Raw genomic sequence first — 20535 nt, 5'->3', positions numbered from 1 at the left:
CTGCCGACGATCCGCTTGGCGCCCAGGATGCGGGTGCGGGTGGCGGCGCTTTCATGCCTTGCTGCTGGAGTCCCGCAGGTCACCGAGGGCGGTTGCCCTTCTTCTTACGGCTGGTCGTCGGCACGGCCCGGCGGCTGGAGCCACTCTGCGGGGCTTTTCGTGGCTTTTGCGGCTGCCGCTGCGTCCGCTGCTCCGCGGGGGAGGCGGCTGGGGTACGGCCTCGCGAGCTGTTCGCTGTCCGGCCGCGTACGATGCCGATGAAATCTTCCACCAGGTCGGTGGTCGCGTCCGTGGGCCAGGCCAGCGCGACCTGAGACTGCGGCGCATCGGACACCGGCCGGTACGTGAGATCCCTGCGGTCGTGGAGGCGGGCCAGCGACTGCGGAACCAGGAGCAGCCCGGTGCCGGCCGCCACCAGTTCGACCGCGTTCGCCGTCGTGGCCGGGCGGGTGAAGGCGGGCGCCCCGGGCCGGACCGTCCACTCGATGGTCTCGTCCTGCGGATGGAACACCTCGTCGTCGGCCAGGTCGGCGAGAGTCACCTCGTCGGCGGCGGTCACCGCGTGGTCCTTGGGCACCACGACCACCGTGGTCTCCACGTAGAGAGGGATCACGCTGAGCCCGTCCCGGTCGACCGGCAGCCTGACGAATCCGGCGTCGGCGCCGCCCTCCCGCAGGAGCCCGACGACCTCGGCGGCGGGAACCGCGACCAGGGTGATCGGCAGGTCAGGCATCCTCTCGGTCCAGACGCCCACCCATTTCGCGGGTGTCACCCCGGGCACGTACGCCAGCCGGAACTCTCCGCCGATCTCCCCATCAGTCACTTCCTCAGGGTATCGATGTCAGTGAACCCGCTCCGACTGACTACGCTTTGCGCCATGTCCAAACCGAAGACCATCCAGACGATGAAGCCTGAGACCGCGGCCAAGAAGCTGGGTGTCCTTCTCTCGGCCACGCCCGCCGAGTTCCAGGCGGGTGTCGTCTCCAGGGACGAGTTGAACGAGCTGCAGTCGACGCCACCCGAATGGCTCACTGACCTGCGCCGCAACGGCCCGCACCCCAAGCAGGTCGTCGCCGCGAAGCTCGGGGTCTCCATTTCCGGCCTGACCAGAGGCGGGGTCACCGAACCGCTCACCACCGCTGAGATCGACGCGCTGAAGGCGGAGAACCCGGCGTGGCTGGAGCACGAGCGGTCCGTCCAGGCCGAGACCCGCAAGGAAGCACTCCGCCTCAAGCAGCGCTAGGCCCACCTGCGACACGGCTGATCAACTATGGTGACCGGCCATGAGAACCCTCATCGTCGGCGGTAGCGGCCTGCTCGGCGGCGAGCTCGCTCGACAGTGTTCGCTGGCAGGACACGAGGTCGCTGCCACGTACCTGACCCGATCGGGGGAGACCGCCGGCGTCGAGTGGTTGCCGCTCGACGTGCGCCGACGAGCGGACGTCGATGCGCTGATCAGCGCGTTCCGGCCAGAGGTGGTCATCAACGCCGCCTACCGGCAGACCGACTGGGCGACAACGGCGATCGGCGCCGCGAACGTGGCCCTCGCCATCTCCACCACAGGTGGACGCCTCGTCCATGTGTCCAGCGACGCGGTCTTCTCCGGCGCCGCGATTCGCTATGACGAGACGTGCGTCCCTGACCCGATCAGCCCGTACGGCGCGGCCAAAGCCGCCGCCGAGACAGCGGTGAACGCGATCGTGCCGGCCGCGGTGACAGCCCGGACATCCTTGATCATTGGCGACGGTGACTCCCCGCACGAGGCCCTCGTGCATGCACTGGCCACGGGCAGCGCGAGAGGAGTGCTGTTCACCGATGACGTGCGGTGTCCCGTGCATGTGGCCGACCTTGCCGCGGCGCTCTTGGAACTCGCCGCATCCGATTATCGCGGCGTCCACCACGTCGCCGGAGCCGATGCGGTGAGCCGGTACGAGCTGGGGTTGCTCATCGCCCGCCGCGATGGCCTCGACGCGGACCATTTGCGGTCAGGCCGGCGGGCGGACACCAGGTTGCCCGGCCCTCTGGACGTGCGCTTGGACTGCGCCATGACTCAGCGGCGGCTTCGGACCAAGTTGCGCGGCGCCCGGCAATTTCTGGGTGACGGTCCGTCGAACGCGGTCGGGCGCGGGTCATGCCCTAACGTGGGATCGTGATCGATCCCAAGGGCGAGCAGCCGGTATATCTGCAGGTCGCGGCGTCCCTCCGCGAGCGTATCGAGTCCGGCGAATGGCTGCCTCGCCACCGCCTGCCGCGCGTCGCGGAGCTTGAGAGCGAGTATGGCGTGGTTCGGAGCACCATCCTCGAGGCGATCAATCATCTGCGGGACAGTGGTTACGTCACCACGGTGCCGAACTGGGGCACCGTGGTACGTCTCGGATCGGACGACATCACCGTCGTGATGATCGAGCCGGGGGACTGCGGCATCTTCCGGGTGGCGAGCGAGCAGGAGAGCGAGCGGCTCGGCCTCGACCCAGAAGCCGCCGTGTTCGTGCTGGAAAAGGCGAGTGGCAGGGTCGCGGTGCTGCCTGCCGACAAGGTCGAGATCCGCGGGCCGGAGCTCTGAGCCGACGCCGACTCTTCGCGAGCGGTCACGTTCTTGAGCCTGTTTCCAACCCAGGGGTCTTCCCCGGAGTTCTTTAGTACATGGACCGTTTTGAGGGGTTCCACGAGTTCGTGCGGGCCCGCCAGCAATCGCTGATGCGGACGGCGTACCTGCTCACCGGAGACACCCACCTCGCCGAGGATCTGTTGCAGACGGTCCTCACCCGCGTCGCCTCACACTGGGCCAAGCTCGCCAAGGGCGGCAATCCCGAGGCGTACGCCCGGAAGGCCCTGGTCAACCAGAACATCTCGTGGCGCAGACGCAAGCGGGTCGAGCTGCCGGGAGCCGAGTTGCCGGAGGTCGGTCAGTCGCACGACGAGGCGACCGTGCGGCGGCTCGCCTTGCTGCACGCGCTCGCCCAGCTCACCCCGAAACAGCGGACGGTGATCGTACTGCGTTACTACGAAGATCACACCGAACACGAGACCGCCCAGCTCATGGGCACGTCGCTAGGCACGGTCAAGAGCCAGACGCATTACGCGCTGTCGAAGCTGCGTGCGCTCACCCCACAGGAGGTGGACCGATGAACACGCTCCGCGAGGATCTGCAGGACCTGGCGGACCACGCGCCCTACGTCGACCTGGCCGATGTGGCGATCAGGGGAGCGCGCCGCCGTAACCGCGTGGTCCGCCTGTCGCTGGCGGCCGCCGCCGTGGTGGTCGTCGGGATCGCCGGCGGCTCCGTCATACGTCTCCAGCAAGAGGTACGGCCGACGCCGCCGGTCGTTCTCACACCGCCGGAGACCAAGGCGCTGCCGCTGCCGGGCAAGGGGGTCGCGCCGGTGGAGCAGGCCTATCGGCCGTTCTGCCGGGGTGGGTGCAAGGAGAGCGGGTGGCGCATCGTGACCCGACGCGGCGAGACCTTCCAGATGCCCGAGGGGCCGGGGCCGGTGGAGGCCACGGCTGACGGTCGCCGGATCGCCTACTACAGCGCGAAGGACCGCGCGATCATGGTGCGTGACCTGGCCAGCGGCCAGATCTGGAAGGCGCCGCTGAAGCAGCCGAAGCAGGACTTCGCCGTTGAGTACACCCTGCGGATGTCGCCCAACGGGCTGCGGTTCATCGTCTCCGGTTGGGGTGGTCGGCGTGCGCCGAACATGCTGGTGGATCTCGAAAAGGGGGAGGTGGAGCAGCTGGACAGTGGCTGGTGGCCGGTGAGCGTGGCAGATGGTGACGGTCCGGTGGTGCTGGCCAAGGCGTCCGACAAGACCACCCAGGTCTGGGTACGTGGCCATAAGCCGGTCATGGTCCCCACCTTCACCTACGATTTCAGCGCTCTGAACCCTGATGGCCGCAGGCTCGTTCGCGTGGGGCAGTGGCTGGGCCGTGGGGAGCCCAGGGTGCAGAGAGACGGAACGATCGTCACCTTCGACGCCATCACCGGGGGCATGCAGGCGCGGGTGCCGGTGACCGGCCTTCCGGGAAACATGCTGCCGGCCAAGCTGGGCGGTTGGTTGACCGCCGATGAGGTCACTCTGATCGCCGTCGCGGAGTCGCCCGGGAGCGGTGCCTCGGCAGTGGCCTACGCGGTGAATGTGCTGTCGGGGCAGGCTCGGAAGTTGTTCCCGCTCCACGCGGAAGGACAGTACGCCGTGCCCGGCATGGTGCATTGATCCAGTGAGGAGGCGGCCACGGGGCGCGCGAGCGCCCCGTGGCCGAAGGGTTACTTCAGCGCGTAGGCGCGGTCGACGGTCTGGGTGACCATGCCGCCCCTCTTGTCCTCAGCATTGACCCGCAACGACACGAAACCGCTGGTGGCGGCCAGTGCCGGGTGGAGGACACTCACTTTGAAGCGGCCCTCGCCGAGCTTGCGGACGTTCGCGGCCGGGCGCCAGGTGGTGCCGTCGTCGACGGAGTACTCCACCCTGGCCGACCGGGCTGACGAAGCCGAAGCCGAAGCCGGGCGGGCGGTCAGTTCGAAGGTGAAAGGTCGGCCGGACGGGGCCCGGTTGAGCAGGTCCAGCGGCAGGTCGTACTTGAGCACCAAAGCGGGTTGGAACGCGCAGGCCGGGCCGAAGGAGCAGGAGTAGCCGCGCGGCGTGCTTGAAGGGATCCCCGGGGAGGCGAATTGCCAGCCGGTGGTCACCTTCGGCGACAGCGGCCGGTAGCTGGTGTCCACCGCGTCCAGCCGGTACGCCGACGGGCCCGCGGGCACGGTGAACGAGCGGGGGCCCCAGCCCTTCACCGGGATCTCGGTGCCGCCCGCCGTGAGATGAGGGGCGGAGGAGACCGTGCTCAGCGCGCTGTAATGGCGCGGGTCCGAGTCCAGCCACTGCTCGGCGGGCACGAACCGGTCGCCGTCCCGGCACAGCGCGCACGGCACCGTCACCGGGTATCGGGCCGGCAGGGCGGCCGCGCCGGGCACCAGCGGAGCCTTGAACCAGTCCTCGTCCGTACGGCCCGCCCGCGCGAACGTGTCCTGCGACGTGAGCTCCAGACCCTGGTTGCCGACCGAGCGCGACCAGAGCACGTCGTCACCGGCCGGGCCGTAGTACTCGGTGCGTTCGAACGGCATCGTCACCCACTGGCCGAACGACAGCGCGGACGCACCGGCCGACGTCGTCACCAGCAGGTGTCCCTGGGTGTTCGGCTGGTCGGCGTGGTAGCGGGTGTCGACGCGGGCCAGCCGGTCGCGGTCCAGCTTCGCCGGCTTGCGGGGGATCTTCCCCTGTTCGTCATAGCGCAGCCGGTAGTAGGTGGATTCTCCGGTGTACGGGGTGAGCCGCAGCGAGTTCGTACCCCGCCGGACTGTGTCCCGCAGGGCACGGCCCTGCGCCGCGTCCAGCCCGAACCGCAGGAACCTGGTGTCGGCGAACCCGGGCAGCCGCGTCCCGGCCCCGTCGGCGTCGTAGAACCCGATGAACCCGGCGGCGCCGCCCTGCCTGGCCAGCGCGGACGCCTCGTCCATCCGCGGGGTCGCGTCGCTGTACGGCGTCGCGCCGGTGCCGAGGGGCACCCCTGCCAGGACCAGCTTGCCGGTGACGTCGAGGCCCGCGAAGTCCTGCGGCCTGCCCTGGCCGGCGTAGACGACGGGATAGGCAGTGGGCTTGGTGATGATCGAGCGCACTGTGTCGACCTCGTACGACGGGTCAAGGGTGAGCCTGCCCGCCGTGGCGGTGGCCAGCACGCCCGGCTCCAGCTGCCACATGTGCGACAGGCGCATCGTGCCCGCCTTGACCGACGACACCGGCGTGGCGTACAGGTCCACGTGCCGGCCGTTCTCGGTGCTCGCCGTGATCGAGATGGGCGAGGGCCGGTCGGTGAAGGTCCGGACGTACTGGACCTTGCCCTCGGCGTCCATGGCCTCGCGCGAGGACGGCTTGAGCGGCACGGTGTCGCGGGCGTCCAGCTCGAGGGTCTGGTCGGCCTTCAGGGTCACGTTGCCGATGACCAGGGAGGTGCGGGTCCTCATGTAGGTCTCGTTCGCGACGGCGATCACCTCGTAGTCGCCGTCCGGCAGGTACTGCTCGCCGTTCCCGGTCAGGTCGAGCCGGCCGTAGTAGTACGCGTACGGATGGAACGGATCATCCGGGCTGTTGCTCCGCCGCAACGGGACGATGTAGACCAGCGGCCCGAGCCGCCCGCCCTGACCGGGACGGGAGGAGAACTCCTTGGCCCCGTAGGAGTTGGTCAGCGAGATCTTCAGCAGGTGCGTGTCCGGGCCGGTGTAGTAGCTGAAGGGTGTGGCCAGGCGGGACTCGCCCGCTGTCGCGGTGACCCAGCCGCCGTAGGCGCCCTCGGGGCCCAGGGCCGGGTTCACGGTGAGGTCGACCGTGGCGGTGCCGTTCGCGGGGACGGTGACGGTCTCCGCGCCCAGGCGGATCGCCCCCGCCGGGGTGGGGCCGCCGCTCCAGGCCCGGGTGTCGGCTTTCAGGGCGAGCGTGATGGGTTCGGGGCCGGTGTTGCGGTATGTGACCTTCTTGGTGACGGTGCCCTTGCCCCGTTCGAGGCGGAGGAAGTCGACGACCGGGTCGGCGAAGACGCTCTGCGTGACCGCGCGCCCCAGGTCCAGCCGGCCGCCGCCCTCCTCGAACCAGTTGTGCTTCTCGTTGCGGGCCGAGGTGGAGACCAGGGCGGCGCTCAGCTCGTCGGCGTTCCAGCCGGGATGCTGCTGGGCCAGTACCGCCGCGGCGCCCGCGACGTGCGGCGTGGCCATCGAGGTGCCGCTGAAGGAGGTGTAGCGGTCGTTGCCCGGGATGGACGGCTGCCCGGAGGCGCCGGAGCGGGCGGCGACGATGCTGACGCCGGGGGCCACGATGTTCGGCTTGACCGCGGCGTCGTCCAGCCGGGGGCCGATGCTGGAGAACGGGGCCAGGGTCGTACCGGTGATCTTGTCCACCGCGCCGACGGCGAGCGCCTTGTCGGCGGCGGCGGGGACGCTCACCGTCTGGGGCTCGCCCTCGTTACCCGCGGCGGCGACGAACAGCGTGCCGTACTTCCTGGTCAGCTCGTTGACCGCCTGGCTCGTCGGGTCCGTGCCGTCGCCGCAGCACACGCCGAGGCTCATGTTCACCACGTCGGCGCCCTGGGCCGAGGCCCACTCCATGCCCGCGATCAGCCAGGACAACTCGCCGTAGCCGTCGTTGTCGAGCACCTTGCCGACGAGCAGCGACGCGGCGGGCGCGACTCCCCGGTACTTGCCGTCGGAGGCGGCGCCGGAGCCGGCGATGGTGGAGGCGACGTGGGTGCCGTGGCCGACCACGTCGGTGGTGTCCGGGGTGGTGGAGAAGTTCTCGGTGGCGAGGATGCGGCCGGTGAAGTCGGGGTGCCCGGCGTCGATGCCGGTGTCGAGGACCGCGACCTTGGTGCCGGCGCCGTCGAAGCCCTTCTGCCACGCGGTGGGGCCGCCGATGAGCGGGACGCTCTGGTCCAGGGACGCCTTGACGCGCCGGTCGAGCCAGATCTTGGCCGGCCGGTTCGCCTTCAGTCCGGTGGCCTGGGGCTGGAGGGCCGACCACAGCTTGCCGGTCTCGGCGGTCTTCACCGTCACGGCCGCGCCGTCGATGACGTCGAGCGTGCGGGTGCGCTCGGTGCCGGGCAGGGCCTCGGCGGCCTTCGTGACGGCCGCCTCGCCGGGGTCGCCGCCGTACGTGACGATCAGCGGGATCGCCTGGGCGCGGTGCTCCCGAACGAGGGTCTCGACGTCGAACAGTTCGTCGTCGAGGGTGCCCGCGGCCACCAGGTCGGCGGCGTCGGACGGGATGACCAGGGTGCCACCGTCGCGGTCGGGCAGCGTCGCGAACGTCACCGTCTCGCCGCCAGGCCTGGGCGCGGCCCGGGTGGCTAATATCGGCGGCCCGCCGTTCACGCCCGGCGTGATGTCGACTTCGTCACCGGTGATCAGGGTGATGGTGCCGGGCTTGAGCGGTTCGTCCGTTGGGGTGGGGGGAGTCGCCGAGCTGGGTGTGGCTGTGGTGCAGAGCACGAGTGCCACACCGGTGAACACCGCGGCGATGCGGTTGTGGAACAAAGGGGAGGTCCTCCCGTTCGTTGGCGGGCACGTCGCGGGGCCTCCCCTCGGGTCGCCAGCGTTTGGTCCATCCCGATCGGTTACGGGAGCGCTCCCAAACGACGCCCCGACGCTTGCCGTGGTGATCTTTATATCGTGCCGCCGGAGCCGGGCACCGGGTTGGGGGCGCGGATGTCCCGCCGCCCCGCCAGAGAGGGCGGGGCGGCGGTCAGAACGGCGGCAGGCTCAGGCGACGGAGATCCGGTCCAGGTTGGGGCCGCCGCCGGCCGTGGTCGAGGTCGTACGGATCACGTTGGCGCCCGCGTTGAGCGGGACGGTCACGGTGGCGGTGCTCCAGGTCGTCCACGCGCCGGTGGCGGGGAAGGCGAGCTCGTCCGAGACCAGAACGCCGTTGACCGTGATGTCCATCGGCCGGTTGGCCGTGGTGCCGTTCGCGAAGCGCAGGACCACCGTGGCGTTGCCCGCCTGGGCGGCCGTCACCGCGAACTCGACGTAGCTGCCGACCACGTTGTCGTAGTTCACGAAGCCGGTGCCGGTGAAGCCCGCGTGGTTGGACTCGACCACGCCCTGGGAGATCGTCGCGTTCTCCGCCTGGTACTCCGTGGGGGCGGGCCCGGCCGCGGCGGTGTCGAGGTAGTCGAGGTTCGGGCCGCCGCCGGCCGTGGTTGAGGTGGCCCGTACGGTGTTGGCGCCCGCGTTCAACGGCGCGGTCACCGTCACGGACTGCCAGGTGGTCCAGGCCCCAGTCGGCGGGAAGGCGAGCTCGTCGGCCACGAGAACCCCGTTGACCGTGATGTCCATCGGCCGGTTGGTCGTGGTGCCGTTGGCGTAGCGGAAGGTCAGCGTGGCGTTGCCCGCCTGCTCCGCCGGCGCGCTCCACTGCACGTAGCTGCCGACGACGTTGTCGCCGTTGACGAAGCCGGTGCCGCTGAAGCCCGCGTGGTTGGACTCCACGACGCCCTGGGAGATCGTGGCGTCCTCGGCCTCCAGGAAGTCGGTGCCGGGGTTGCCCGGCGTGCAGGTGTCTGTGGAACCGGTGGCACTGACGCGCAGGGCGCCACCCGCGGTGTTCTGGCTGTTCTGGACGCAGTAGCCGGTGATCGTCTGGAAGACCATGTCGTTCGGGCTGTTGCTGCCCCGCTCGGCCGTGAACCGGTCGAACGTCACCGTGCTGCCCGTGTTGGCGATCACCGCGGGGCGGCAGTCGTTGGAGTTGAACTGGACCGAGCTGTCGACGAACTTGATGTCGTGCGCGTTGTGGATGTACCAGCCGTACGCGGGCCGGGTGCCGATGCTGTTGGGGTTGTAGTTGCTCGCGTCGTTGCTCGGCACGCCGGTGCCCATGCAGCCGTTGCCGCCGGGGACGGTCAGGTCGACGTTGGTGAACGTGACGTTGCGGATCCGGTTGCTGGTGTTCGACTCGCCCCACAGGGTGGCGGTGAAGTTGTTGCCGCTCTGGCCGGAGGAGGTGACGTTCTCGTACGTGATGTTCTCGATCCGGCCGACGCCCGGACTGTTGCCGCAGCGTCGGCGGGTGCCGATCTTCTCGGTGATCGCCGCCCGTACGTTCGTCATCGTGATGTCCTTGTAGTGGACATCGGAGATGACCGTGCCGTCCATCGACACCATGCCGAGACCCGACTTGTTCGAGCCGTTGATGGAGATGCGCTCGAAGTGGTAGCCGGTGAAGTTACCGCAGGTCTCCGAGCCGAACATCAGCGCGTTGCAGCACTCGGCCGACAGGTTGGCGTCGGTGACGGTGACGTTCCCGTTCGCATAGGTCTGGCCCAGTGCCCAGTCGCTCTTGAAGGCGAGGGCGTCGTCGTTGGCCGCGATGTTCGCGTTGCGGATCGTGACGTTCTGCGCGCTGATGACGTTCCAGCCGTCACGGTCGCTGGCCGTGTCGATCCGCAGGTTGTCCGAGGTGATGTTGTTGCAGGCGTTGGTGAGCATCGCGAAGTGGCCGCCGCGCCGCAGGCGGATGCCGCTGACCGTCAGCCCGTCACAGCGGGTGAGCGAGATGATCTTGTCGGCCTCGCCGGAGCCTGGGTTGCCGGTGATGAGGTTGCCGCCGCCGTCGATGGTGCCCGTGCCGACGAACCCGATGTTGGTGAGGCGGTCGCCCCAGATCATGGCGTTGTGGAAGTGGCTGTGCCCGTAGTCCTGATAGTCGTCGTTCGGGTTCGACTCCGGGGCGTCGTAGTCGTCGTTGGACGCGCCCATGATGGTGGAGCCGCTGTCGAGCTGGATGGTGACGTTGCTCTTCATGTGGATGGAATTGGCGGACTTGTAGGTGCCCGACGGGAACTGCACGGTCCCGCCGCCGGCGCTGTTCGCCGCCGTGATCGCCGCGTTGATGGCCGCGGTGTCGTTCGTGGAGCCGTTGCCTGTCGCTCCGTAGTCCTTGACGTTGAACACCGCCAGTGCCCCCGCGGACTGGGCGGGCACGACGATCGAGAAGATCGCCAGAACGACGGCGGCAACCCAGGAGGCTGCTCTTGCTAAGGCGGATTCGCTCATGGGGGGTGCTCCTGCCTAACAGTCGGTTGCAGACCTGACGCTCAAGCTAGGCTCAAAGGTCGGATGTGACAAGGGATAGGATTTGGAAACATCCAGATCGAGGGGTTATTGCGCAAAAAAGATCGGGTCTATCGGCGCCGGAATGACTGCAACCGGTTCTGGGATTTGCAACCCCGCATTACGCTGACATCCATGATTCGCCGCGCCACCATTGACGATGTCCCCGCGATGCTCCAGCTCGTGCACGAGCTGGCCGAGTACGAGAAGGCCGCGCACGAGGTACGGGCCACCGAGGAGCAACTGAGCGAGGTGCTCTTCGGCGCCGAGCCCGCCGTGTTCGCGCACGTCGTCGAACACGACGGTGAGGTGGCCGGCTTCGCGGTGTGGTTCCTCAGCTTCTCCACCTGGAGGGGGACGCACGGGATCTATCTGGAGGACCTGTACGTCCGTCCCGGCATGCGTGGCTCCGGCTACGGCAAGGCGTTGCTGGCCGAGCTGGCCCGGATCTGCGCCGAACGCGGCTATCACCGGCTCGAATGGTCGGTGCTCGACTGGAACGAACCGGCCATCGGGTTCTACCGCAAGCTCGGCGCCGTGCCGCTCGACGAGTGGACGATGTTCAGGCTGACCGACGAGCCGCTCAAGCGCCTGGCGGAGTCTTCCGCCGAAGCGCGTTAGACCTCTGGCGGCCTCTCTCGGGCGCGGGCCGCAGGCCGCGTCTATGAGAGGCGGCCTGCGGTCGGTTCGCTCCGGGCCGGGCGTGCAGTTTGTCGGCCTGCGGTCGGTTCACTGCGGGCCGGTCTGCGGTTGTTCGCTGAGTCCCGGCGTGTGTCCGGCTTGCTGCGCGTCCGCGTCCCGTAATCAGGTGCCGGCGGGCGCCCGTTCGCGGACGCCGCCGGACGCGCGGTCGAACATCTCGGTCTTCGGCTGCTCCTCGACGTCCGCGTGCGTCTCCTCTATGCGGAGCGCGACCCCCAGCGCGAAGAACGTGGGCGCCCACTGGCCGACGAAGATCCCCCAACGGTCCGCCCGGTCGACGCCGGCCATCTCGTAGTTCCTCGACATCATCCAGGACGCGATGGACGCGGCGATCGACACGGCGCCGGCCGTGTACATATGGCCGGACTTGATGCCCATTTTGTGGAGCATTCTGATCATGATTCCCCCTTGTCCTGGTGCTGTTACCCGAGGTCAGGAGCGGTAATCGTGTCCGGCGGGAGTCGGAGCGGCTTCGCTCAGGTCTCGGTGAGACCAAGTCGCCATGATCTGTCGGTGGCGGCTGCGATAGTGGGGGAGTGCTTCACACCTCTCTCCTCCTGCCTTGCCATGTCCGTGAGTTGCCCGGCGACGCCATCGAGCTGATGCCCATCGTGCTGCCCATGACCTTGACCAGCTCCCAGCGCCGCCAGCTCGCCGCGATCCTGCTCGACGGGCTCGACGAGCCCGAAGCGTGCGCCACCGTCCTCCCCACCCGCCGTGGTCACTTCGTCCACGTGGCGACGTGATCTCCATACCGTGATCACTTCCGCTGCGAGGCCATGTGCTCTCCGCACTCCCCACCCGCCGTGGTCACTTCGTCCGCATCGCGACCTGATCTCCGTACTCCGTACCTTTGATCTTTCTTGTACGGCACCGCCTGGTCGGCGCCATCCGCCGTACGTGGCCGATGGCCTCCAGGGGGACGGCCGCTGACCCGCACGGGGCTCGGCGCCGTTACGGCGCATCGCCGGGCGTGGCCTCCCGGAAAATCCCCGCTTGGGCGGAGGCGGTCCCGCAGGTTGGTCCGGTGCGGGAGCCACTGCTAGGGCGGAGGCGGTCCCGCAGGTTGGTCCGGTGCGGGAGCCACCGCTAGGGCGGAGGCGGTCCCGCAGGTCGGTCCGGCGGGGGAGCCACCACCAGAGCCGCGCGGCGCAGGAAAGCGCGTTCGGCCGCGTTGCCGCTGCGCGCGATGGCCGCCTCATACGCCAGTGCCGCCTCCGCGCCACGGCCCAGGCGGCGGAGCAGGTCCGCGCGGATCGCGTGATACAGGTAGAAATCGTCCAGGTCGAGTGTGTCCACCAAGGCCAGTGCCGCCGACGGGCCGTTGACCTCGGCCACCGCCACCGCCCGGTTCAACGCGACCACCGGGCTCGGCGTCAGCACCATCAGCTGGTCGTACAACTGGAGGATCTGCCCCCAATCCGTGGCGGCGGCTGACGGCGCGTCGCTGTGCACCGCATTGATCGCCGCCTGGATCTGGTACGGGCCGGGCCGGCCGCGCCGCAGGCAAGCCCGGACGAGGGCCTGGCCTTCCGCGATCAGGGAGTGCTCCCAGCGGGACCGGTCCTGGTCGGCCAGGAGCACCAGGTCGCCGTCCGGGGTGGTCCGGGTGGCCCGCCGCGACTCGATCAGCAGCATCAGCGCGAGCAGCCCGAGGACCTCGGGTTCGTCGGGCATCAGCGCGGCCAGCAGGCGGCCCAGCCGGATCGCCTCGGCGGCGAGGTCCTCGCGGGTCAGCCGGTCGCCGGAGCTCGCGGTGTAGCCCTCGTTGAAGATCAGATACACCACGGCCAGCACGGACCGCAGCCGGGCCGGGAGGTCGGCGTCGGCGGGCACGCGGTAGGGGATGCGGGCGTCGCGGATCTTGCCTTTGGCGCGGACCAGGCGCTGGGCCATGGTCGGCTCGGGGACCAGGAAGGCGTGCGCGATCTCCGCGGTGGACAGGCCGCCGAGCAGCCGCAGGGTGAGCGCGACCTGGGCGGCGGTGGCCAGCGCGGGGTGGCAGCAGGTGAAGATCAGACGGAGCCGGTCGTCGCGCACGGGGCCCTCCTCGGCCGGTTCGTCGCGGGCGTGCAGCAGGGCGGCCTCGGCGTGACGGCGGTCGCGGGTCGCCTCGCGGCGCAGCCGGTCGACGGCCCGGTGCCGGGCGGTGGTGATGATCCAACCGGCGGGGCTGGGCGGGGGGCCGGTGGACGGCCACCGCTTGACCGCCTCGCTGAAGGCGTCCTGGACCGCCTCTTCGGCGAGGTCGATGTCGCCGAAGACGCGGACCAGGACTGACACGGCGCGCCCGTACTCCGTGCGGAACACGCCCTCGACATCCGGCGTCATCGGATCCGGCGTCATCGGGACGGGCGTCGTCGGGTCGGGTGTCATCGGATCGGGCGGACCTCGATGGGCAGGGTGGTGGCGTGGGCCATCCTGCCGGCCCAGGACAGCGCCGCGTCCAGGTCCGGGGCCTCGATGACGGTGAAGCCGCCGACGTGTTCCTTGCCTTCGGTGAAGGGGCCGTCGGTCATCAGCACGTCGCCATCCCCGGCGCGGACCACGGTGGCCGTGCTCGGCGGATACAGGCCCACGCTGAACACCCACGCGCCGGCGGCCCGCAGCTCCTGGTTGAGCGTTTCCAGGTCGCCCATGATCTTGTCGAGGACCGGCGGAGGCGGTGGGGGCCCGTCCGGCTGGTACACGCTGAGCAGGTACTCGGTCATCACGCCTGCCTCACGGTGGTGGTCGTCGCGCTGCTGGTCACGACAATTGTCATGGCTAGCTCCTGCCTGGTCCGGCGCCGGCCTCGTGCCGGCGTCCTACCCCTTACACGAACCGCGATGGCCTGGATCGACAGGCGAGCTGGAAAAACCCTCAGACGTTAAAGCACAAGAGATGTTGCACAACAACTCTTGTGGATTTAGGGTGGCGTCATGTCCCAGATCACCGACTCCAGGGTGCTCGCAGCCATGGCGCATCCGGTGCGCCGGCGCCTGCTCGACCTGTTGAAGCTCGATGGCGCCGGCACCGCGAGCGCGCTCGCCCAGCGGACGGGCGAGGCGGTGGGCAACGTCAGCCACCACCTGCGTGCCCTGGCCGCCGCCGGCCTGATAGAGGAGGCGCCCGAGCTGGCCCGCGACCGGCGCGAGCGCTGGTGGCGGCGCACTTCGGAGAAGCTCTGCTGGTCCTCCGCGGACTTCGCCGAGGACGCGGCGGGCGAGGCCATCGCCCGCGCCCTGGAGTCGCTCAACCTCGAACGGCAGGTCGGCCACGTACGCCGCTGGGCCGACCAGCCCCAGTCCGAGCAGGAACGCTGGCAGCGCGGCCCGTTCTCCACCGAGACCTGGATCCAGGCGACCGACGACGAGCTGGCGCAGTTCGCCGCCGAGATCATCGCCGTCATGGACAAATGGGCCGAGCGTGACATCCCTGACGACGGTCAGGAACGCGCCACCGTCTTCACCTTCGCCCGCGGCGTCCCGGGGCAGCCATGACGGCCGAGACGCTCACCAAGCCCAGGTTCGGCCTGCTCCGGGAGCGTGACTTCCGGCTGCTGTGGATCGGCGAGAGCGCCAGCAGCCTGGGCAGCGCCGTCACCGGTGTCGCGCTGCCCCTGGTGGCGGTGACCGTGCTGCACGCCTCCGCGTTCGCCGTCAGTGTGCTGGCGGCGGCCGTCTGGTTACCGTGGCTGCTGGTCGGCCTGCCCGCGGGGGCCTGGGTCGACCGGCTCTCCCGGCGCAGGGTGATGCTCGCCGCCGACTGGGTGTCGATGGCGGCCTTCCTCAGCGTGCCGGCCGCGGCCCTGCTCGGCGTCCTGACCATCGGCCAGCTCGTCGCGGTCGCGCTGGTCGCGGGGACGGCGAAGGTGTTCTTCGCGACCGCCTACCGGGCGTACCTGCCGTCGCTGGTCGAGGGTCGCGATCTGCTGGAGGCCAACGCGAAGCTGCAGGGCAGCGAGCAGGTGGCCAACCTGACCGGGCCGGGCGTCGCCGGGCTCCTCGCCCAGTTCGCCTCCGCCCTCGGCGGTCTGGTGGTGGACGCGGTGAGCTTCGCCGTCTCGGCGCTCTGCCTGATGCGCGTCAGGCACGTCGAGATCGTCGAGCCGCGGCCCCGGCGGCGGCTGCGCAGCGAGATCAGGGACGGGCTGCGTACGGTGGTGGGCGATCCGCTGCTGCGCGGCAACATGCTCTACGGCTGTGTGGCCAACCTGGCGCTGACCGGCTACCAGTCGCTGCTCGTGGTCTTCCTGGTCGGCGACATCGGCCTGTCCGCGGGCACGACCGGCGTGCTGCTCGCGGCCACCAGCGCGGGCGGCGTCGCCGGGGCCTTCGCGGCCCGGCCGCTGGCGGCCCGGCTGGGCAGCGCGCGGGCCGTCCTGCTCGGCAAAGCTGGTCTGGCGCCGCTGGGGCTGTTGATCGCGTGCGCGGATCGTGGCGTCGGGCTGGTGCTGTTCGTGGCGGCCAGCATCACGATCATCGGGGGGATCGTCGCCGGGAACGTGATCTTCAGCGGGTTCACGCAGTCGTACGTGCCCGGCGAGCTGATGGGCAGGGTGAGCACCAGCATCCAGGTGGTCAACTTCGGCGCCATCCCGCTCGGCGCCCTGCTGGCGGGCACGCTGGCCGAGGCGTTCTCCGTGCGCGCCGGCCTGTGGGTGATGCTGGGCGTCTTCGCGCTGAGCGGCCTCATCCTGCTGGCGAGCCCGCTGCGCCGCCTGCGCGACCTGCCCACCGGCCGGATGGACGCGCAGGCCGGCTCGGTCGCGCGGGTCTGACCTCGCGTGCCGCTTCGATCAGATGAACAGGCCGACTTCGATCAGATGAACGGGCCGACAAGGCCGGCGAACTCCTCAGGGGTGACGACCCGCACGCCCAGGCTCTCGGCCTTGGCCCGCTTGGACCCGGCCTTCTCCCCGGCCACCAGCAGCGACGTCTTGGCCGAGACGCTGGAGGACGCCTTGCCGCCCGCCCGCTCGATCAGCTCGTTCATCTGGTTGCGGCTCAGCGCCTCCAGCGCTCCGCTCATCGCGCCGGTGACCACGACGGACATCCCGGCCAGCGGCAGCTCGGACCCGCCGTCGGCCTCCGTGGCACCGGGCTCGGCGGGTGGTGTCCAGCCCGGCTCCGTCATGGTGACGCCGGCCTTGACCAGCTTGTCGATGAGGGCGGCGAGCTCGACCAGCTCCGCCACCACCACCGGGGCCTTCTCCGGGCCGATGCCCTCGACCGCCTGGATCGCCTCGGCGTCGGCCAGGCGGATGGCGTCCATGCTGCCGAAGTGCCGGGCGATGCGGCGGCTCATGGACCGACCGGTGCCGCGTACGCCGAGTGCGCAGAACACCCGGCTGAGCGGCTGGCCCTTGGCCCGCTCGAAGGCCGCGAGCAGGTTGTCGGTGCTGGTCTCGCCCATGCGCTCCAGGTCGAGCAGCTGCTCGCGGGTCAGGAAGAACAGGTCGGCGAAGTCGGCGATGAGGCCCGCGTCCAGCATCTGCTTGATGCGGTTCTCGGCCAGTCCCTCGATGTCGAGCTGGTCGCGGCCCGCGGCGTAGACGATGGAGGCGATCGCGCGGCACTGACGCCCGCGCACGCACCGCCACCGCTCCTGCGAGCTGTCGATCGCGTCGCCACAGGACGGGCAGGCCGCCGGGATCTCGATCGGCTGCTCCGCACCCGTGCGCAGATGCACCACCGGCGCCTCGACCCGCGGGATGACGTCGCCGGCCTTGTAGACGGTGACGCTGTCGCCGAGCATCAAGCCACGCCGCGCGATGTCGGCGGGATTGTGCAGAGTGGCGTAGGTGACGGTGCTGCCGTCGAGCTCGACCGGCTCCAGCACGGCCCGCGGGGCGATGATGCCGGTGCGTCCGGTGTTCCACTCCACGGCCAGCAACTTGGTGATCTTCTCGGTGGCGGGCAGCTTGTAGGCCGTCGCCCAGCGCGGCGCGCGCGAGCTGAACCCGGCCTGGGCCTGGTCGGCGGCCAGGTCGCACTTGATGACGATGCCGTCGATGCCGAACGGCAACGTGGCGCGGGCGGCCGCGATTTCGTTCACGCGCTCCTGCACCCGATCGAGGGTGTCGGCGACGATGCCGGCGACCGGCGTGGCGGCCGTGGTCTGCACGCCCTGCGCGGTGACCCAGTGCATGATCTCGCTGTGCGGCAGCTCGCGCAGCCGGACCGCCGGCTCGGAGGCGTCGTCGGGGTGGGGCAGCGCGCCGTAGCCGAAGAACGTCAGCTCGCACACGTACGGCCGGTCCTGTGCCCGCAGCGTGCCCGCCGCCGCGCTGCGCGGATTGGCGAACGTGGTGCCGTCGTGCGCCTGCCGCTTGGCACAGGCGTCCTCGAACTGCGAGGCGGTCATCATCACCTCACCGCGCAGCTCGACCGTGAACGGCTCGGCCAGCCGCTCGGGCAGGCCGACGATGGTGCCGATGGCGTGGGAGACATCCTCGCCCGCGGTGCCGTCGCCCCGCGTGACCAGCTGGGCCAGCCGCCCGTTGCGGTAGCGCGCCGAGATGGCCAGCCCGTCGAGCTTCGGCTCCACACTCCACGCCGTCACGGGCCTGCCGAGCCTGCGCTCCAGCCCCGCCGCCCAGTCCGCGAGCTGCTCGGGGCCGAAGACGTTGTCCAGACTGAGCATCGGCACCGTGTGCGGCACGTCGCCCGTCACCGCCCCGCCGGCCACCTTGCCGGTCGGCGAGGACGGCAGCACCGACTCGGGGTGCGCCTGCTCGTACGCCTGAATGCCCCGGACCAGCCGGTCATAGGCGTCGTCGTCGAGCGTCGAGGTGCCGTCGGCGTAGTAGGCGGCGGCCGCGTCGACGGCCAACTGCACGGCTTCGGCGTAGGCCGTGTCGTCGGACAGCGCGGTGATGGGAGGTGTCTCGGTCATGGCTCCATCATGTCGAGTCCCACCGACACTTCCGTCCTGTCAACTGGGCTGGAGCATGACGCGGTTGCCCTCTCCGAGCCGTTGGCACATGATCACCGCATGAGCGCATCGCCTGTCCGCGTCGCGATCGTCGGTGGCGGCATCGGTGGCCTCGCCGCCGCCGCCTTCCTGCACCGCGCGGGTATCCCGAGTGTCGTCTATGAGCAGGCCCCCGAACTGAGGGAGGTCGGCGCCGGGCTCGTCCTGGCGCCCAACGCGGTACGCCTGCTGCGCCGGCTGGGCGCGATGGACCGGTTGACGGAGCATGCGGTCCCGCTGGAGGTGGGGTGGGAGTTCCGCCGGTGGGAGGACGGGCGGGTCTTGTCGGCGGAGGACCTGGTCGGCGCATGCGAGCGTCTGTACGGGGAACGTACCTACACCGTGCACCGGGCCGACCTCCTGGACGCGATCAGCTCCGCGGTCCCTTCGGGCGCGGTCCGGCTGGGGAGACGCTGCACCTCCGTCACGGTACGCGCCGATCGCGCGGTAGTGGCCTTCGCCGACGGAACCTCGGCCGAGGCCGACGTCGTGATCGGCGCCGACGGCGTCCACTCGACGGTGCGGGGCGCGGTCACCACTCCCACACCGGCGACCTCTTCGGGAATCTGCGCCTTCCGCGCCCTCGTGCCGGCCGAGCACGCGCCCGCCTTCGCCCGCCGCCGGGCCCAGACGCTGTGGCTCGGCCCGGACCACCACCTGGTGCACTACCCCATCCGCGGCGGAGCCGTGGTCAACCTCGTGGCGATCGCCCCGGCCGGCGACGGCACGGCCGAGTCATGGAGCGCCACCGCGACCGTGGCGGAGTTCCTCGCCGAGTTCGCGGACTGGGACCCGCGCCTGCGGGAGCTGATCCAGGCAGCCGGCACACCGGGCCGATGGGCGCTGCTCGACCGCAGGCCGCTCGAACGCTGGAGTCACGGTCCACTCACCCTCCTGGGCGACGCCGCGCACCCGATGTTCCCTTTCTTCGCCCAGGGCGCCGCGCAGTCCATCGAGGACGCCGCGGTCCTGGCCCGTTGCATCGCGCAGGACCCGCAGGCCCCCGTAGACGCGCTGCGTCGCTACGAGTCGCTCCGGATCGCACGCACCGCGCGGCTGCAGGAGGTCAGCCACGCCCGGGCCCACGTCAACCACCTGCCGGACGGGCCTGAGCAGGAAGCCCGGGACGCGGCGCTCGCGGACGCGGATCCGCTGGTCGCCAATGGGTGGATCTACGCCTACGACGCCGAGGCGGAAGTGAGCGCGGCATCGGTCTGATGCCGCGACCGGACAGGACGACGAGGAGTGCGCGCATGGAGCTGTTCAGTGAGGAACGATCGGCGCACGTGGTCGCTGAGAGCTTCGCCGGCACGGCGGACCCGCGGTTGCGGGACGTGCTGACCGCACTGGTGCGGCATCTGCATGCCTTCGTGAGAGAGACGGAGCTGACCGAGGAGGAGTGGGGCGCGGGCATCGACTTCCTCACCCGGACCGGGCAGAAGTGCGACGCCGCGCGGCAGGAGTTCGTGCTGCTCTCCGACGTGCTGGGCGTCTCGATGCTGGTAGAGACGATCAACCATCGCAGCGGAGGCACCTCGACGGAGTCGACGGTGCTCGGTCCGTTCCACATGGTCGAGTCACCGCCACGCGAACTGGGTGAGAACATCGCGCTGGACGGCAAGGGGGAGCCGTGCCTGGTCACCGGCCAGGTCACAGGCCCCGACGGCGAACCGCTGGCCGGCGCGCTGGTCGACGTGTGGCAGGCCAACGCCGATGGCTTCTACGACGTGCAGCAGCCGGGCGTGCAGCCCGAGCTGAACCTGCGCGGGCTGTTCACCTCAGACGAGGACGGCAGGTTCTGGTTCCGGACGATCGTGCCCCGCTATTACCCGATCCCCGACGACGGGCCGGTGGGCGAGCTCCTGGCCGCGACCGGCCGGCACCCGTACCGGCCGGCGCACGTGCACTTCATCGTCACCGCTCCGGGATACCGCCCGGTCACCACGCACCTGTTCGTCGACGACAGCCCCTATCTGGACTCCGATGCCGTCTTCGGTGTCAAGGAGAGCCTGATCCGGCGATTCCCGCTCGTCGACGACGAGGCGCGCGCGGCCGAGGCCGGACTGCCCAGCCCGTTCCGCACCGTCCACTTCGACGTCGCCTTGCTGCGCGCCGCCTCCACGGGAGGAAGCCTGGATTAACGGCAGGTTTCCACCGTGACACATGTTGATTGCTCGTTACACCAGTGAGTTACATGTAACGAACGCACAGCCACGGATCGTCAAAGT

At 70.1% G+C, this 20535-nt stretch carries 18 protein-coding genes; 11 read left to right on the top strand and 7 right to left on the bottom strand.

All coding sequences use genetic code 11. The features are described 5' to 3' along the window. Positions 1 to 79: 79 nt before the first annotated feature. Positions 80 to 823 carry a LysR family substrate-binding domain-containing protein gene (locus KME78_RS23085; RefSeq protein WP_308127095.1) on the bottom strand — a complete coding sequence of 248 codons (744 nt, stop codon included), beginning with the start codon at positions 821 to 823 and terminating at the stop codon, positions 80 to 82. A gap of 54 nt (positions 824 to 877) precedes the next feature. Between KME78_RS23085 and KME78_RS23080 the strand changes: the two genes are divergently transcribed. The 5 genes from KME78_RS23080 to KME78_RS23060 all read left to right on the top strand — a co-directional run bounded on the left by KME78_RS23080 (position 878) and on the right by KME78_RS23060 (position 4214). Continuing rightward, positions 878 to 1243 (top strand): DUF5997 family protein, encoded by a 366-nt coding sequence (locus KME78_RS23080; RefSeq protein ID WP_219531186.1) that lies wholly within the window; start codon positions 878 to 880, stop codon positions 1241 to 1243. Between the two features lie 40 nt (positions 1244 to 1283). Then, positions 1284 to 2153 carry a sugar nucleotide-binding protein gene (locus tag KME78_RS23075; protein WP_219531185.1) on the top strand — a complete coding sequence of 290 codons (870 nt, stop codon included), beginning with the start codon at positions 1284 to 1286 and terminating at the stop codon, positions 2151 to 2153. After that, the gene (locus tag KME78_RS23070; protein ID WP_219531184.1) at positions 2150 to 2563 is read left to right on the top strand and encodes a winged helix-turn-helix domain-containing protein; all 414 of its coding nucleotides are present in this window, start codon (positions 2150 to 2152) and stop codon (positions 2561 to 2563) included. Before KME78_RS23075 ends, KME78_RS23070 begins: the two co-directional genes overlap by 4 nt. Positions 2564 to 2643: 80 nt before the next feature. Then, the gene (locus KME78_RS23065) at positions 2644 to 3129 is read left to right on the top strand and encodes a SigE family RNA polymerase sigma factor (protein WP_219531183.1); all 486 of its coding nucleotides are present in this window, start codon (positions 2644 to 2646) and stop codon (positions 3127 to 3129) included. Then, a complete protein-coding gene (locus KME78_RS23060) occupies positions 3126 to 4214 on the top strand; it encodes a WD40 repeat domain-containing protein (protein WP_219531182.1) in 1089 nt (362 codons plus the stop codon). The genes KME78_RS23065 and KME78_RS23060 overlap by 4 nt, the downstream gene beginning before the upstream one ends. Positions 4215 to 4264: 50 nt before the next feature. Here the strand turns inward: KME78_RS23060 and KME78_RS23055 are convergent, their stop codons facing one another. Further along, positions 4265 to 8071 carry a S8 family serine peptidase gene (locus KME78_RS23055; protein WP_219531181.1) on the bottom strand — a complete coding sequence of 1269 codons (3807 nt, stop codon included), beginning with the start codon at positions 8069 to 8071 and terminating at the stop codon, positions 4265 to 4267. Between the two features lie 225 nt (positions 8072 to 8296). Next, positions 8297 to 10591 carry a glycosyl hydrolase family 28 protein gene (locus tag KME78_RS23050; RefSeq protein ID WP_219531180.1) on the bottom strand — a complete coding sequence of 765 codons (2295 nt, stop codon included), beginning with the start codon at positions 10589 to 10591 and terminating at the stop codon, positions 8297 to 8299. Positions 10592 to 10783: 192 nt separating this feature from the next. Here KME78_RS23050 and KME78_RS23045 point away from each other — a divergent pair, with 192 nt between their 5' ends. Further along, a complete protein-coding gene (locus tag KME78_RS23045) occupies positions 10784 to 11269 on the top strand; it encodes a GNAT family N-acetyltransferase (RefSeq protein ID WP_219531179.1) in 486 nt (161 codons plus the stop codon). A 183-nt stretch (positions 11270 to 11452) separates the two neighbouring features. On the opposite strand, the gene KME78_RS23040 is transcribed toward KME78_RS23045, so the two are convergent. Then, on the bottom strand, positions 11453 to 11749 hold the full coding sequence (locus tag KME78_RS23040; protein ID WP_246651584.1) for a hypothetical protein: 297 nt from the start codon (positions 11747 to 11749) through the stop codon (positions 11453 to 11455). Between the two features lie 137 nt (positions 11750 to 11886). On the opposite strand from KME78_RS23040, the gene KME78_RS23035 reads away from it, so the two are divergent. Beyond that, positions 11887 to 12096, top strand: coding sequence for a hypothetical protein (locus KME78_RS23035; protein ID WP_219531178.1), 210 nt, complete (start codon positions 11887 to 11889; stop codon positions 12094 to 12096). Between the two features lie 343 nt (positions 12097 to 12439). Here the strand turns inward: KME78_RS23035 and KME78_RS23030 are convergent, their stop codons facing one another. Together KME78_RS23030 and KME78_RS23025 are read right to left on the bottom strand one after the other, a co-directional pair. Beyond that, positions 12440 to 13726, bottom strand: coding sequence for an RNA polymerase sigma factor (locus KME78_RS23030; RefSeq protein ID WP_246651583.1), 1287 nt, complete (start codon positions 13724 to 13726; stop codon positions 12440 to 12442). Continuing rightward, positions 13723 to 14061 (bottom strand): YciI family protein, encoded by a 339-nt coding sequence (locus tag KME78_RS23025; RefSeq protein ID WP_219531177.1) that lies wholly within the window; start codon positions 14059 to 14061, stop codon positions 13723 to 13725. Before KME78_RS23025 ends, KME78_RS23030 begins: the two co-directional genes overlap by 4 nt. 210 nt (positions 14062 to 14271) lie before the next feature. Between KME78_RS23025 and KME78_RS23020 the strand changes: the two genes are divergently transcribed. Both KME78_RS23020 and KME78_RS23015 read left to right on the top strand, forming a co-directional pair. Beyond that, positions 14272 to 14832, top strand: coding sequence for a winged helix-turn-helix domain-containing protein (locus KME78_RS23020; RefSeq protein WP_219531176.1), 561 nt, complete (start codon positions 14272 to 14274; stop codon positions 14830 to 14832). Further along, on the top strand, positions 14829 to 16112 hold the full coding sequence (locus KME78_RS23015) for an MFS transporter (RefSeq protein WP_219531175.1): 1284 nt from the start codon (positions 14829 to 14831) through the stop codon (positions 16110 to 16112). Before KME78_RS23020 ends, KME78_RS23015 begins: the two co-directional genes overlap by 4 nt. Before the next feature lie 41 nt (positions 16113 to 16153). On the opposite strand, the gene ligA is transcribed toward KME78_RS23015, so the two are convergent. Further along, positions 16154 to 18229 (bottom strand): NAD-dependent DNA ligase LigA, encoded by a 2076-nt coding sequence (gene ligA, locus KME78_RS23010; protein ID WP_219531174.1) that lies wholly within the window; start codon positions 18227 to 18229, stop codon positions 16154 to 16156. A gap of 99 nt (positions 18230 to 18328) precedes the next feature. On the opposite strand from ligA, the gene KME78_RS23005 reads away from it, so the two are divergent. Further along, positions 18329 to 19525, top strand: a complete 1197-nt coding sequence (locus KME78_RS23005; protein ID WP_219531173.1) for an FAD-dependent monooxygenase — start codon at positions 18329 to 18331, stop codon at positions 19523 to 19525. Positions 19526 to 19560: 35 nt separating this feature from the next. Continuing rightward, positions 19561 to 20448, top strand: coding sequence for an intradiol ring-cleavage dioxygenase (locus KME78_RS23000; protein WP_219531172.1), 888 nt, complete (start codon positions 19561 to 19563; stop codon positions 20446 to 20448). Positions 20449 to 20535: the final 87 nt, after the last annotated feature.

The organism is Nonomuraea guangzhouensis, assembly GCF_019396345.1.
In the GTDB taxonomy this organism is placed as follows: Bacteria; Actinomycetota; Actinomycetes; order Streptosporangiales; family Streptosporangiaceae; genus Nonomuraea; species Nonomuraea guangzhouensis.
Note: the sequence above shows the minus strand (reverse complement) of the source record. Positions and strands in the feature narration are given on the sequence as shown.

What these genes read in the sequence shown, in the direction of transcription:
- KME78_RS23080 (WP_219531186.1), top strand. Translation starts at nt 878, where the DNA reads ATGTCCAAACCGAAGACCATCCAGACGATGAAGCCTGAGACCGCGGCC.
- KME78_RS23075 (WP_219531185.1), top strand. Translation starts at nt 1,284, where the DNA reads ATGAGAACCCTCATCGTCGGCGGTAGCGGCCTGCTCGGCGGCGAGCTC.
- KME78_RS23065 (WP_219531183.1), top strand. Translation starts at nt 2,644, where the DNA reads ATGGACCGTTTTGAGGGGTTCCACGAGTTCGTGCGGGCCCGCCAGCAA.
- KME78_RS23060 (WP_219531182.1), top strand. Translation starts at nt 3,126, where the DNA reads ATGAACACGCTCCGCGAGGATCTGCAGGACCTGGCGGACCACGCGCCC.
- KME78_RS23050 (WP_219531180.1), bottom strand. Translation starts at nt 10,591, where the DNA reads ATGAGCGAATCCGCCTTAGCAAGAGCAGCCTCCTGGGTTGCCGCCGTC.
- KME78_RS23045 (WP_219531179.1), top strand. Translation starts at nt 10,784, where the DNA reads ATGATTCGCCGCGCCACCATTGACGATGTCCCCGCGATGCTCCAGCTC.
- KME78_RS23040 (WP_246651584.1), bottom strand. Translation starts at nt 11,749, where the DNA reads ATGATCAGAATGCTCCACAAAATGGGCATCAAGTCCGGCCATATGTAC.
- KME78_RS23030 (WP_246651583.1), bottom strand. Translation starts at nt 13,726, where the DNA reads ATGACACCCGACCCGACGACGCCCGTCCCGATGACGCCGGATCCGATG.
- KME78_RS23025 (WP_219531177.1), bottom strand. Translation starts at nt 14,061, where the DNA reads ATGACCGAGTACCTGCTCAGCGTGTACCAGCCGGACGGGCCCCCACCG.
- KME78_RS23020 (WP_219531176.1), top strand. Translation starts at nt 14,272, where the DNA reads ATGTCCCAGATCACCGACTCCAGGGTGCTCGCAGCCATGGCGCATCCG.
- KME78_RS23015 (WP_219531175.1), top strand. Translation starts at nt 14,829, where the DNA reads ATGACGGCCGAGACGCTCACCAAGCCCAGGTTCGGCCTGCTCCGGGAG.
- ligA (WP_219531174.1), bottom strand. Translation starts at nt 18,229, where the DNA reads ATGACCGAGACACCTCCCATCACCGCGCTGTCCGACGACACGGCCTAC.
- KME78_RS23005 (WP_219531173.1), top strand. Translation starts at nt 18,329, where the DNA reads ATGAGCGCATCGCCTGTCCGCGTCGCGATCGTCGGTGGCGGCATCGGT.
- KME78_RS23000 (WP_219531172.1), top strand. Translation starts at nt 19,561, where the DNA reads ATGGAGCTGTTCAGTGAGGAACGATCGGCGCACGTGGTCGCTGAGAGC.